This window comes from Methylocella sp. (assembly GCF_044226135.1).
In the GTDB taxonomy this organism is placed as follows: domain Bacteria; phylum Pseudomonadota; class Alphaproteobacteria; order Rhizobiales; family Beijerinckiaceae; genus Methylocapsa.
This window is the reverse complement of sequence record NZ_JBGAHM010000015.1, coordinates 58,405-71,401: the sequence shown is the minus strand read 5'-3', so window position 1 is coordinate 71,401 and position 12,997 is coordinate 58,405. Positions and strand designations below refer to the sequence as shown.

Sequence of the window (12,997 nt, the reverse complement as noted above, 5' to 3'; positions counted from 1 at the left end):
CTACCTCGGCGGGCTCGTCATGGGCCGCGAATCGGCCGACCAGCTGTCGGGGCCGATCCGCATCGCCGAAGTGTCGGGCGAGATGGCCAAGATCGGCTTCGCGGCGCTGCTCAATCTCGCCGCCGTGCTGTCGATCTCGGTCGGGCTCCTGAATCTCATGCCGGTGCCGCTGCTCGACGGCGGCCATCTCGTCTATTACGCGGTCGAGGCGGCGCGGGGGAGGGCGCTCGGCGAGCGCGCCCAGGAGTTTGGCTTCAAGATCGGCCTGACGCTCGTCGCCGGCCTGATGATATTCGCGACATATAACGACATTTTGAGGCTCACTCGACAGATCATGCGGTGGGGCTGAGCCTCGCCGCGCAAGTCGTCGCGGGGCTCAGTCGGCGCATTAACTTTAACGCTTAACCATTTGATCACCTCAAAGCGTGACTTCACCGCCACGCCCGGGCCAAAAGGGCCCGACGTGGCGAAACAGCGATTGCAGGGCTCCCTAAAACTTGTAGAAGCTGAGACCTAGGGTTTGCGAAGTCTGCCGCTCCGCCGGTCGGGGCCGCGGCGCGCGAAGACCAGCGGCTTGCGGCCGAAGGCCGGCGAGCGCCAGTGGAGACCGGCTTTTATGCAGTTTTTGCGTCCTCTCTCGAACCGGCTTCGCCTCGCCGTCGTCGCCGTCATCCTGGCCGGCGGCGTTCTGCCCGCCGCGGCGGCGACCGTCGTGGTCCGCGGGAACCATCGAATCGACGCCGAAACCGTCCAGAGCTATTTCACCGGCGACGATCAGGAAGCAATCAACAGCGGCGTCAAGGCGCTCTACGCGACGGGCCTCTTCTCCGACGTCCGCGTCTCGCGCGAGGGCGGCCGCGTGGTCGTCACGGTCACCGAGAACAATTCGATCAACCGCGTCGTCTTCGAAGGCAACACCAAGGTCAAGACCGAGGTTCTGTCGGCCGAGATCCAGTCGCGCAACCGCGGCCCCTACAGCCAGGCGACCGTCGACGCCGACATCGAGCGCATCAAGGACGTGTACCGCCGGTCGGGCCGCGCCGCCGCGAGCGTGCGGGCACGCACGGTCGACCTGCCGAACGGCAGGGTCGACGTCGTCTTCACCATCGAGGAAGGCGACAAGACCGGCATCAAGGAGATCAATTTCGTCGGCAACCAGGCCTTCTCCGCCGGCAAGCTGCGCGACCTGATGCAGACGACGGAGATGAACTTCCTGTCGTTCTTCAAGACCTCCGACGTCTATGACCCGGACCGCATCGCGAGCGACCTCGAGCTCATCCGCCGCTTCTACCTCAAGAACGGCTACGCCGACTTCCGCGTCATCGGCTCCGACGCGCAGTTCAATCCCGAGCTCGGCGGCTACGTGATCACCATCACGGTCGAGGAAGGCCCGCAATATACGGTGAGCGGCGTCGACGTCGAATCGCACATCCCGAACCTCGACGCCGCGCAGCTGCGTCCGCTCCTGCGCCTTTCGGCCGGCGAGACCTATAATGGCGACATGGTCGAGAAGACCGTCGACGCCATGACCAAGGAGGTCGCCAACCGCGGCTACGCCTTCTCGCAGGTGCGTCCGCGCGGCGACCGCGACCCGGCGACGCGCACCGTCAACATCGTCTTCGTCGTCGAGGAAGGCCCGCGCGTCTACATCGAGCGCATCGTCGTGCGCGGCAACACCCGCACGCGCGATTATGTCGTGCGCCGCGAATTCGAGATCGGCGAGGGCGACGCCTATAACCGCGTCATGATCGAACGCGCCGAACGCCGCCTCAACAACCTCGGCTTCTTCAAGAAGGTGAAGATCAGCAACGAGCAGGGCTCCGCGCCGGACCGCGTCATCGTCGTCGTCGACGTCGAGGACCAGCCGACGGGCTCGCTGTCGGTGTCCGGCGGCTATTCCACGACCGACGGCTTCATCGCCGAGGTCGCGGTCTCGGAAAGCAACTTCATGGGCCGCGGCCAGTATGTGCGCCTGTCGGTGCAGGCCGGCCAGTACGCCCGCGGCGTGGAGTTCAGCTTCACCGAGCCCTTCTTCCTCGGCAACCGCCTCGCCTTCGGCTTCGATCTCTACGCCAAGCAGACGCGCGTTTCGAGCTACTCCTACTATCAGAACACCGTCACCGGCGGCACGCTGCGCTTCGGCCTGCCCGTGACCGACGAGATCACCTTCTCGCCGCGCTATTCGATCTACAACACCAACCTCACCATCCCGAATAATTCGAGCTACCCCTATCAGGACTGTAACTCGCCGATCTGGGGCACGACGCCCGGCGTCTACAACGGCACCGATCTGTCCTACTCCAACAACTGTCTGACCAACGGCGAAGCCTCGCTCGCGCTCAAGCAGGCGCAGGGCAACTGGCTGACGTCGATGTTCGGCTACTCGCTGTCCTACAACACGCTCGACAACAACCGGAACCCGACCGCCGGCGTGCTCGCCGAGCTGCGGCAGGACATCGCCGGCGCCGGCGGCGACTCCAAGTTCGTCCGCACCACGGGCGACATCCGCTACTACCGCGAGATCTTCGACCAGGTGGTCGGCATCGTCCACGTCCAGGGCGGCGAGCTCTTCGGCATCGGCGGCCAGCAGCTGCGCATCGTCGACAACTTCAACCTCGGCCCGAGCCTGGTGCGCGGCTTCCAGCCGAACGGCATCGGCCCGCGCGACGTGTCGGGCGGCTATTACACCACCGGCAACGCGCTGGGCGGCACGAGCTACTGGGGCGCGAGCCTCGAGGTGCAGTTCCCGATCTGGGGCCTGCCGCGCGACATCGGCCTCAAGGGCGCGGTCTTCGCCGACGCCGGCAGCCTCTGGGGCTATAACGGGCAGACCAATTTCAGCTCCGACGGCGTCTGCACGCCGAACAACCAGGCGCCGACCTACACGCAGGGCAATTGCATCCAGGTCGGCGGCAACAACGCCACCATCCGCTCCTCCGTCGGCGCCTCGCTGATCTGGTCGTCGCCGCTCGGGCCGATCCGCTTCGACTTCGCCAAGGCGCTGTCGAAGAGCGACGCCGACCGCACGCAGTTCTTCCGCTTCACCGGCGGCACCTCCTTCTGACGCGCCTCGGGCGGAGCCCGCGGGCTTCGGCCCGAGGGCGCGCGGCGGGCCAGAGCTCAAGCATTCCGGGGCGCCTCGCGGAAACCGCGAAATCGCCCCGTCGCCGTTTTCCTCGTCCGGCCGCGCCTGACGCGGCGCGCCGCTCAGGCGCCGCAACCGTCTTCGCGCATGACCGATCCGATCTTCTTCCTGCGCGCCGCGCAGCTCTCGCTCGCGGAGGTCGCGGCGCTGACTGGCGCGACGCTGCGCGACGGGGCCGACGCGGCGCGCGTCGTTTATGGCGCCGCGCCCTTCAATGACGCCGAAGACGGCGACCTCACGGCGTTTTTCGAACCGCGGCGCCGGCGCGAACTTGGCGACACGGCGGCGACGGCCTGCTTCATCCGCGCAAGCCTCGCGCCCGACCTTCCGCCCGGCGTCGCGCCCCTCATCGTCGAAGATCCCGAAAGCGCCTTCGGCCTCGCCGTCGCCAGAATGTATCCGTCCGCGCTCGAAGCGGGTTCGCTCTTTCTGGCGGCGGGCGTCAGCCCCGGCGCGAGCGTCCATGCGGAGGCGCGGCTCGAGCCCGGCGTCGTCGTCGATCCCGGCGCCGTGATCGGCCCGCGCGTCGAAATCGGCTCCGGCTCGATCATCGGCGCCAACGCCGTGCTCGGGCAGGGCGTCAGAGTCGGGCGCGGCTGCGTCGTCGGCGCGCAGGCGGTCGTCGCCGACGCCCTGATCGGCGACCGCGTGACCATCGGCCCCGGCGCCCGTCTTGGCCAGCCCGGGACGCAGGCGCGGGCGACGGCCGTGCGCATGCCTCACGTCGGCCGGGTGATCCTCCAGGATCAAGTGGAGGTCGGCGCCAACGCCGCGATCGGCCGCGGGCGATCGGGCGACACCGTGGTCGGCGAGGGTTCGATCGTCGGCGATCTCGCGCAGATCGGGCCCGAGGCCCGAATCGGCCGCAATTGCCGCGTCTGCGCGCAGGCCCAGGTCGGGGCGGAGAGCGAAATCGGAGATTTCGCCGTCGTCGGCGCGCAGGCGCTGGTCGGCGCGGGCGCGCGCGTCGGCGCGCGCGGGCGGGTCCTGCCGCAGGCCGGCGCGGGCGGCGGAGTCGCGCCTGCGGCGCGCGTCGCAGGCGCGCCGGCGCGCGCGCTGCGAGGCTGGCTGCGCGCGCTGCGTCTCATCGAGGGGCTGGCGCGCGCGGGCGCGGCCGGAGAGCGCCGTCGCTGAGGGCCTTTTTAGCTTTACGCGGGCGGCCCGGCGCCCGAAAGTCGCGCGCTTCGCGCGAAAATGGCGCGGCGCCGCGAGCGAGGAGCGTGGAACGATGAGCGAACAAGCCGGGACGATCGAGGCCTGCGACATTCTCGAACTGATGAAGCGCCTGCCGCATCGCTACCCTTTTCTGCTCATCGACCGCATCATCGAGGCGCGGCCGGACGGGTCAGGCGTCGGTCTCAAGAACGTGACGATGAACGAGCCGCAGTTTCAGGGCCATTATCCGACGCGGCCGGTGATGCCCGGCGTGCTGCTGATCGAGGGCATGGCCCAGACCGCGGGCGCGCTCGCGATCCGCGCCGACGCGGACGCGCCGCCGCTCGTCTATTTCATGAGCATCGACAAGGCGAAGTTCAGGAAGCCGGTGATCCCGGGCGACCGCGTCGAGTTCCACATGACGCCCCTGAAGCGGCGGCGCAACATGTGCTGGTATTCGGGCCGCGCCCTGGTCGACGGGGCGCTCGTCTGCGAGGCGGAGATCGCCGCCATGATCGCCGTCGAGCCCATCTAGGGCGTCTCGCGGGCGCGCGACCCGCGCCACGGAGCCGACCCTCGGCATGGAATGGAGCGACGAAGGCCTCGTCATCGGCGTGCGGCGTTTGGGCGAGGCGAGCGTGATCCTCGAGGCCATGACCCTCGGCCATGGCCGCTGCCTCGGGCTCGTGCGCGGCGGGCGCTCGCGCCGGCTGCGCGCGGCGCTGCAGCCGGGCAACGGCGTCGCGCTCGTCTGGCGCGCGCGGCTCGAGGAGCAGCTCGGGGCCTTCGCCGTCGAGCCGCGCGAGATGCGCGCCGCGGGCCTCATGGAGAACGCCGAGGCGCTGCATGGCGTCGGTCTGGTCGCGGCGCTGCTGCGCCTTGCGCCCGAACGCGAGCCGCACCCGGGGCTTTACCGCCTCGGCGACGCGCTCGCCGCCCACATGGACGATCCGCGCGCGCCGGCGCTGCTCGCGCGGCTCGAGCTCGCCCTTCTGCGCGAGCTCGGCTTCGGGCTCGACCTGTCGCGCTGCGCGGCGACGGGGACGACGCAGGACCTCGTCTTCGTCTCGCCGAAGTCGGGCCGTGCGGTGTCTCGCGCAGCCGGCGAGCCGTGGCGCGCGCGGATGCTGCCGCTGCCGGCCTTTCTGCGCGAGGAGGGCGAGCCCGGCGCGGCGCCTTCGCTCGGCGAGACGCTCGACGCCTTCAGGCTGACGGGCTTCTTTCTCGAGCGCGACGTGTTCGCGCCGCGCGGCCTCGCCCCGCCGCAGGCGCGCGGCGCCTATCTCGCCGATCTCGAAAAGCGGCGCGCGCGGGAAACCGCCTGAGGCCGCGCCTCAGCCGAGCATGCAGCTCTTGACCCACCATCCGGGGTTTGCGCGCAGAATGGCCTTTTTCGCCCGGGCCGCGGATTTGCAGTCGCGGAACAGCGCGAAGCAGGTCGCGCCCGAGCCCGACATGCGGGCGAACCTGACGCCGGGCGCTGCGGACAGCACGGCGAGCACGTCGCCGACGATCGGCGCGAGACGGCAGGCCGCGGCCTCCATGTCGTTACGCCCCTTGCGCAGCGCCTCGAAGAAATCGCCCGGCGCCATGCCCGGGCCGATCGCGGGATGCGGGCCATAGCCCGTGGCCGTTCCCGGCGCGACGTTCATCTGCGCGAACACGCGGCGGGTTTCGAGCGGCTCGCGCGGATTGACGATGAGCGCGACGAGCGGCGGCAGATCGAGCGGGGCCCCGAGTTTTTCGCCGAAGCCGCTCATCATCCGCGCCTTCGCCCCGACGCAGACCGGCACGTCGGCTCCGGTCTTCTCGGCGGCGGCGCGGACGCGCGGATCGTCCGCCTCAAGGCCGTTGGCGCGGGCGAGCAGGCGCAGCGCGGCGGCCGCGTCCGACGAGCCGCCGCCGACGCCGGCCGCGACCGGCAGGCGCTTGACGAGATGAAACGCGCCAAGCCGCGCGCTCTCGACGTTTTCGGCAAAATGGCGCGCGGCGCGCAACACGAGATTGTCGCCGATCTCGCCCGCCTGCGCGGCGGTCGGCCCCTCGACCGTGAGCCGAAGCGGCGCGTCGACCTCGAGCGACAGCGCGTCGCCCCCGCGCGAAAAGGCGACGAGGCTTTCAAGCTCATGCCAGCCGTCGGCCCTGCGGCCGACGACATGCAGCGTCAGATTGATCTTGGCGGGGGCGCGTTCGCGCAGGAAAAGAGTCACGAGCGGGCCTGATGAGCGAAGCGCGGACGCAAACGCGTCGGGCCGGAACGTCCGCGCGCAATCCGTCCGCGGGGCTTAACGCCGGCGACGGATCGGAGCAAGAGGCCGGGACGCGGCGGGAAGAAGCAGGGCGCCGGCGCGAAGGCCGGCGCGCCGCTTTTGCCCCGCCGAAGTCAGCCGCCGAAGTCGCCCGCCGAAGTCAGCCGCCGACGTCAGCCGCCGAAGTCAGCCGCCGTCCTGGGGGGCCGGATCGCGCGGGGCGGCTTCGGCGGCGGCGGGGGTCGGATCGTCGGGCAGGCCGTGCTCGATCTTCTGAAGGATCTTTTCCTTCTCCTCGGGCTCGGCCCCGAGGTCGCGCGCATGGTTCCACTGGAACTTGGCTTCGAGCTTGCGGCCGACGCGCCAGTAGGCGTCGCCGAGATGGTCGTTGATGACCGGATCGGCCGGCTTCAGGTCGATCGCCCGTTCGAGCTCCTTCACCGCCTCGTCATAGTGGCCGAGCTTGTAATGCGCCCAGCCGAGGCTGTCGACGATGTAGCCGTCGGTGGGGCTGAGCTCGACCGCCCGCCGCAGCATGGCGAAGGCCTCGTCGAGATTCATGTTCTGGTCGACCCAGCTGTAGCCGAGATAATTCAGGACCAGCGGCTGGTCGGGGGCGATCTCGAGCGCCTTGCGGAAATCGGCTTCGGCGAGCTTCCACTGCTTGTCGCGCTCATAGGACACGCCGCGGAAATAATAGAGCGCCCAGCCGGCGCGGCCGGTCTTGTTCACCTCGTCGATGGCGCGCGTGTAGGTTTCGATCGCCTGCTTGAACTGCTTGTGCGCGCGTTGCAGGTTGCCAAGCGCGGAGAGCGCGTCGGCGTTGCCGGGGTTGTCCTTGACGATCTTTTCGAGCACGCGCGTCGAATCGTCGGAACGCCCGAGCGCCTCGAGCAGGAGGCCTGTCTGGATGTCGGCCGTGACGCGCAGCGGGTCCTTCTCGGGCACCATGGCGTAGACGTCGATCGCCTGCTCGTTCTGCTTGATGCGCTCATAGATGTCGGCGAGCGTGACGATGGCGAGGCTGTTCTGCGGCGCAAGATGCAGCGCGAGGCGCAGATAGATCATGGCGGCGAGCTCGTCGCCCTGCCGGCCGCCGGCCGCGCCGAGGCCGTAGAGCACTTCGCCCGCGCCCTGCTCGGGCGTCCGCACCACATATTCGAGCGTCTTGCCGGCTTCGAGGTCGGCGACGGCGGCGACCACCGTCGGATGGCTCGGCAGCACCTGGTCGAAGGCCTTGTAGACGGCGAGCGCCTGATCGCGGTCGCCGTTCTTCGACAGGAAGCGCGCATAGGCGTCGGCGAGGCGCAGCGTGTTCTTGTCGGCGTCGTAGGCGGCCTTGAGCCGCTTGCGGGCCTCCGGCACGTTGCCGGCGACGGCGGCGATGAGGCCCGCGTGGAAATTGCGGAACACGCCGAAATTCTCGTCGCGCAGGCGGTCGACGTATTCGAGCGCCTTCTTCTGGTTGCCGTCGCCGAGATAGCTCCAGGCGGTCAGCAGCGTCGCGGTCACGTCGCGCTGCTGCGCCGCGCCGCCGCGGTTGAAATGGCTGCGCGCGACGGCGTATTTGCCCTTGCGGATCGCTTCGACGCCGACGACGAGATGGGCGAGGCTGTTGTCGGGCTCGCGCGCCAGGAGCCGCTCGGCGAGCGAGACGGCCTCGGGCATGTTGCCGTTCGAGACGGCGGCGACGAAGGCGCGCTCGATCAGCTTCGGATTGTTGGGATCGGCGCGCAGCGCCTCGCGGAAGAAGGTCGCGGCGGCGAGCGTGTCGCGCTCCGCCCCGGCGACGAGGGCGGCGAGGTAGTTGCCGGCCGGGCTTTCGCCGACCTCGAAGGGCGAGGCGACCGCGAGCGTCTCCCGCGCCCGCGCCTGCGCCGGGGCGAGGCCCGAGGGGGCCAGCGCCAGAACGAGAAACGCGAGCGCGAGCCGCCGCGGAGCGCCCGTCGCCGGACGCGGGGCGCCGGCCGTTCCGCCGGTCCCGCGCGCGGCCCGGCCCTGGAACGCCATGAAAGCCGAAGACGTCATGAGACCCGAGGACGCCATGAGACCTGAAAACGCCATGTGGATGAAATTCCCGCCCGAGTGGGCTCGATTGTCGCGGCCGAACATGGCCGTTTTGCGCTGGAGAGGCAAGCGCCGGGGCCGCGCGGAACGGCCGTCGCCGCGCCCGATTTTCGTGCGTCCGAACAGCTTTACGTGATGTCGGCCGTGGCCCGGCTAGGCCTCGAGCGCGTCGAGGAAGCGGACCGGCTCGCCCTGCGACGGCGACAGGATCTCGCCCTCCCACATCACGCGCCGGCCGCGCACGATGGCCCCGACCGGCCAGCCGACGACTTCGACGCCGTCATAGGGCGTCCAGCCGCAGCGCGAGCCGATCCAGCCGTTGGTGATCGTCGCGCGCCGTTTGAGATCGACGATGGTGAAGTCGGCGTCGTAGCCCGCCGCGATCCGCCCCTTGCCGGCGATTCCGAACAGGCGCGCCGGGCCGGCGCTGGTCAGGTCCACGAAGCGCTCGAGGGTCAGGCGCCCAGCCGCCACATGGTCGAGCATGACGGGGACGAGCGTCTGCACGCCGGTCATGCCGGACGGGCTCTGCGGATAGGGCCTGGCCTTTTCCTCGAGCGTGTGCGGCGCGTGGTCGGAGCCCAAGATGTCGACGACGCTTTCGGCGACCCCGCGCCAGATTTTTTCGCGGTGGCCCGCGTCGCGCACGGGCGGGTTCATCTGCAGCTTCGTTCCCAGCCGGGCGTAGTCGTCGGCGCAGAGCGTGAGATGGTGCGGCGTGACCTCGACGCTCGCCAGGTCTTTGTGATCGCGTAAAAACGCGATCTCGCCGCCGCTCGAGACATGCAGCACATGGACGCGCGCGCCATATTGGCGGGCGATGCGCACCAGCCGGCGCGTCGCCGTCAGCGCGGCGTCCTCGTCGCGCCAGACGGGATGGGAGGAGGGGTCGCCCGCGACCCGCAGCCCCTTGCGCGATTCGAGCCTCGGCTCGTCTTCGGCGTGGAAGGCGGCGCGCCGGCGCGTGCGTTTCAGGACCTCGGCGAGCCCGGCGTCGTCGGCGACCAGCAGCGAGCCGGTCGATGAGCCCATGAACACCTTGATTCCGGCCGAGCCCGGCAGGCGCTCAAGCTCCGGGATGTCGTTCACATTGTCGACCGTGCCGCCGACCCAGAAGGCGAAGTCGCAATGCATCCTGCGGCGCGCCCGCGCCACCTTGTCGGCGAGGCTCGCGGCGTCGGTCGTCAGCGGATTGGTGTTCGGCATCTCGAACACGGCGGTCACGCCGCCAAGGACGGCGGCGCGCGAGCCGGTTTCGAGGTCTTCCTTGTGCGTCAGGCCCGGCTCGCGGAAATGCACCTGGCTGTCGATCACGCCGGGCAGGATGGTCAGGCCCTTCGCGTCGAGGGTCTCGCCGGCGCTCGCGCCGCCGAGCGCGCCGATGGCCGCGATCTTGCCAGCCGTGACGCCGAGGTCGCGCTCGCCCACGCCATTATGGTCGACGACGACGCCGCCCCTGATGAGAAGATCGAATGTTTGCGGCATCGCAGGTCCGAGCTAAGTAAAGCGTCAACGCGCCGGGCGCGGCGGTTTTCGGCGTCGAGGAATAGCCGCCGCCCGGCCTCCAGTCGAGGTGCAAGTCAATGGAAAGTCGCCTCTGCCTTCTCGCCGACCGCGGCGTCGCAAAGCTGGCGGGAGAAGAAACGGCAAAGTTTCTTCAAAGGCTTATCACGAACAGCGTGCTCGACATCCCGCCCGGAGACAGCCGCTTTTCGGCGCTTTTGTCGGCCCAGGGCAAGCTGATGTTCGATTTCTTCGTCGTGCCGCTGCCGGACGGCGAGCCAGGCTTTTATTTCGACTGCCTGCGCGAGCAGATCCCCGACCTGGTGAAAAAGCTCAACCTTCACAAGATGCGCGCAAAAGTGTCGATTTCCGACAATTCCGACACGCTCGGCGTCGCCGCTCTGCTCGACGGGCCCGCGCCTTCGATTCCGGGCGCGCTCGTCTATCGCGACCCGCGCGCGCCGGGCATGGGCGCGCGCGTGCTCGCGCCCCGCGCCGCGCTCGAGGCCGCCGCGAACGCCGACGAAGCCGCCTATGAGGCGATGCGCGTCGGCGCCGGCGTGCCGCGCGGCGGCAAGGAGTTCGCCTATGGCGACGCCTTCGTGCAGGACGTCAATCTCGACTGGCTGAACGGCGTCGACTTCAAGAAGGGCTGCTATGTGGGCCAGGAGGTGGTCGCGCGCGTGCATTTCCGCAAATCGGCCAAGAAGCGCGTCGTGAAGTTCAGCTTCGAGGGCGAGGCGCCGGCGCCGGGAGCCGAGATCGCCGCCGGCGGGCCGCCGCTCGGCCAGGTCGGCACCACGGCCGGCGGCGAGGGCCTCGCCATCGTCCGCATCGACCGGCTCGAGGACGCGAAGGCCGCCGGCGCCGTCGTCAGGGCGGGCGAGACGCCGATCTGCGTCGCGACGCCCGGGGCCTGACATGGCGCCTGCCGCCGCGCCCCCGCCGGCTCTGACCCGCTGCCCCTGGCCGGGCGCGGACCCGCTCTATGTCGCCTATCACGACGAGGAATGGGGCGTGCCCGAATATGACGGCCGCGCCCTGTTCGAGAAGCTCGTTCTCGACGGGTTTCAGGCCGGCCTGTCGTGGATCACGATCCTGCGCAAGCGCGCCGCCTTCCGCGCCGCTTTCGAGGGCTTCGACCCTGAGAAAATGGCGCGCTTCACGCCGCAGAAGATCGACGCGCTGACGCAGGACGCGGGGATCGTGCGCCATCGCGGCAAGATCGAAGCCGCGGTGCGCTCGGCGCGCGCCTTCCTCGCCGTCGAGGAGACGCAGGGCTTCTCCAGCTACATCTGGAGCTTCGTCGACGGCGTTCCCGTGCAGAGCCGGCTGCGCAGCCTGGCCGAGGCCCCGGCGAAGACCGCGATGTCGGAGCGCATGGCGAAGGACCTCAAGGCCAAAGGCTTCAACTTCTGCGGCCCGACCATCGTCTACGCCTTCTGCCAGGCCTGCGGCCTCGTCAACGACCATCTCGTCGACTGCTTCCGCTGCGAGGACTGCGCGGCGCTCGCCGGCCGCCGATGACCGGCGCCGAACGGGCCATGCGCGCGAACACGCCGCCAAAGCCGCCGACGCGCGCCTGGGTGCGGCTTTATTCGGGCAAGCGGCTCGACCTGCTCGATCCGACGCCGCTCGACTGGGACGATTCCGACCTCGCCATGGGGCTCGCCCGCACCTATCGCTGGGGCGGCCATTCGGCCTGGGAGCTGCCCCTGTCGGTGGCGCAGCATTCTCTGCTCGTGCTGGCGCTGCGCCGCCTGTGGCGCCCCGAGGTCGACGATCCGCGCGGCGATTTGCGCGAATTGCTGCATGACGCCGACGAGGGGCTGCTCGGCTTCGACTGCATCTCGGTGGTCAAGCCGTTTCTCGGGCCGGCCTATCGGGCGCTGACCGAAAGCCTCGAGCGCGCGGTGGCGCTGCGCTACGGGCTCTCGCCCTGGACCGCCGCCGAGCGGCGCCCGCACAAGCGCGCGGACCGGGTCGCCGCGGCGAGCGAGGCGGTGCATGTCGTCGGCTGGACGGCGCGGGAGGTCCGGTTCACGCTCGGCATTCCGTTCCCGCCGCTCGAACGGGACCCGCTCGTCGCGATCTATGGCGGAACGCCCTGGGAGCCGTGGGCGCCGACGCTCGCCGCCGAGCGGTTTCTCGCCGAGCTGACGCGACTTTGCGCCAGGGCGCCGCGCTGACCGGCGCGGATTTTGGAGAAATTCTGATGCGGCCGATGGTGCGACGCGATATATTGCGCCGCAACGCGACAAAGCCGCAACGAAGGGCCGAAGGTTTCATGAGCCGCCTGCATGTCTGCTCGCTGGCGCGCGCGCCGGACATGGTGCGCGAGACGGGCGCGCGCAGCCTCGTGACGCTGCTCGACGCCGAGACGCCCGTGGCGCGGCCGAGCGCCATCGCCCCCGAGCGGCACCTGCGCCTGTCCATGTCCGACATCGTCATGGCGCTCGACGGCCATGTGCCGCCGGGCGAGGCGCATGTGGCGGCGCTGGTCGACTTCACGCTGCGCTGGGACCGCGCCGCGCCGATGCTGATTCACTGTTACGCCGGCGTCAGCCGCTCGACGGCGGCGGCGTTCATCGCCGCCTGCGCGCTCAATCCGGCGCGCGACGAATTCGAGATCGCCGCCGTGCTGCGCCAGCGCTCGCCGACGGCGACGCCGAACGGGCGGCTCGTCGCGCTCGCTGATTCCATGTTGCGGCGCAAGGGCCGCATGAGCGCCGCCGTGCGCGAGATCGGGCGCGGCGCCGACTGCTTTGAGGGCGTGCCCTTCGCGCTCGACCTGCTGTGACGCCGGCCGGCCGTGACGTCGAGCCGCCGTGACCCCGGCGTGGTGGAACGCGCGGCGCGCATGATGTAAGTCTCGGCG

At 70.0% G+C, this 12,997-nt stretch carries 12 protein-coding genes; 9 read left to right on the top strand and 3 right to left on the bottom strand.

The features are described 5' to 3' along the window. The 5 genes from ACILRB_RS09005 to recO all read left to right on the top strand — a co-directional run. The coding region (locus tag ACILRB_RS09005) for a site-2 protease family protein (RefSeq protein ID WP_395665958.1) at positions 1–349 on the top strand (349 nt) is incomplete at its 5' end. A 267-nt stretch (positions 350–616) separates the two neighbouring features. Continuing rightward, positions 617–3,064: an outer membrane protein assembly factor BamA gene (gene bamA, locus ACILRB_RS09000; protein ID WP_395665957.1), complete on the top strand. Its 2,448-nt coding sequence runs from the start codon at positions 617–619 to the stop codon at positions 3,062–3,064. 168 nt (positions 3,065–3,232) lie between these two features. Beyond that, positions 3,233–4,279, top strand: coding sequence for a UDP-3-O-(3-hydroxymyristoyl)glucosamine N-acyltransferase (locus ACILRB_RS08995; RefSeq protein WP_395665956.1), 1,047 nt, complete (start codon positions 3,233–3,235; stop codon positions 4,277–4,279). A 94-nt stretch (positions 4,280–4,373) separates the two neighbouring features. After that, entirely contained in the window at positions 4,374–4,835 is a 462-nt protein-coding gene (gene fabZ / locus ACILRB_RS08990; protein ID WP_395665955.1) for a 3-hydroxyacyl-ACP dehydratase FabZ, read from the top strand. A 46-nt stretch (positions 4,836–4,881) separates the two neighbouring features. Further along, positions 4,882–5,625 carry a DNA repair protein RecO gene (recO, locus tag ACILRB_RS08985; protein ID WP_395665954.1) on the top strand — a complete coding sequence of 248 codons (744 nt, stop codon included), beginning with the start codon at positions 4,882–4,884 and terminating at the stop codon, positions 5,623–5,625. A gap of 9 nt (positions 5,626–5,634) precedes the next feature. Here the strand turns inward: recO and ACILRB_RS08980 are convergent, their stop codons facing one another. From ACILRB_RS08980 to ACILRB_RS08970, 3 genes are all read right to left on the bottom strand, one after another. Continuing rightward, positions 5,635–6,510, bottom strand: coding sequence for a 4-(cytidine 5'-diphospho)-2-C-methyl-D-erythritol kinase (locus ACILRB_RS08980; RefSeq protein WP_395665953.1), 876 nt, complete (start codon positions 6,508–6,510; stop codon positions 5,635–5,637). A 225-nt stretch (positions 6,511–6,735) separates the two neighbouring features. Next, positions 6,736–8,577: a tetratricopeptide repeat protein gene (locus ACILRB_RS08975; protein ID WP_395665952.1), complete on the bottom strand. Its 1,842-nt coding sequence runs from the start codon at positions 8,575–8,577 to the stop codon at positions 6,736–6,738. Positions 8,578–8,769: 192 nt separating this feature from the next. Continuing rightward, positions 8,770–10,101, bottom strand: a complete 1,332-nt coding sequence (locus tag ACILRB_RS08970) for a dihydroorotase (protein ID WP_395665951.1) — start codon at positions 10,099–10,101, stop codon at positions 8,770–8,772. Between the two features lie 98 nt (positions 10,102–10,199). Here ACILRB_RS08970 and ACILRB_RS08965 point away from each other — a divergent pair, with 98 nt between their 5' ends. The 4 genes from ACILRB_RS08965 to ACILRB_RS08950 all read left to right on the top strand — a co-directional run bounded on the left by ACILRB_RS08965 (position 10,200) and on the right by ACILRB_RS08950 (position 12,919). After that, complete coding sequence (locus ACILRB_RS08965) at positions 10,200–11,039, top strand: YgfZ/GcvT domain-containing protein (RefSeq protein WP_395665950.1); 840 nt, start codon at positions 10,200–10,202, stop codon at positions 11,037–11,039. A 1-nt stretch (position 11,040) separates the two neighbouring features. Next, complete coding sequence (locus tag ACILRB_RS08960) at positions 11,041–11,646, top strand: DNA-3-methyladenine glycosylase I (protein ID WP_395665949.1); 606 nt, start codon at positions 11,041–11,043, stop codon at positions 11,644–11,646. A 17-nt stretch (positions 11,647–11,663) separates the two neighbouring features. Next, positions 11,664–12,308, top strand: coding sequence for a phosphohydrolase (locus tag ACILRB_RS08955; RefSeq protein WP_395665948.1), 645 nt, complete (start codon positions 11,664–11,666; stop codon positions 12,306–12,308). A 98-nt stretch (positions 12,309–12,406) separates the two neighbouring features. Then, positions 12,407–12,919: a tyrosine phosphatase family protein gene (locus ACILRB_RS08950; RefSeq protein WP_395665947.1), complete on the top strand. Its 513-nt coding sequence runs from the start codon at positions 12,407–12,409 to the stop codon at positions 12,917–12,919. Positions 12,920–12,997: the final 78 nt, after the last annotated feature.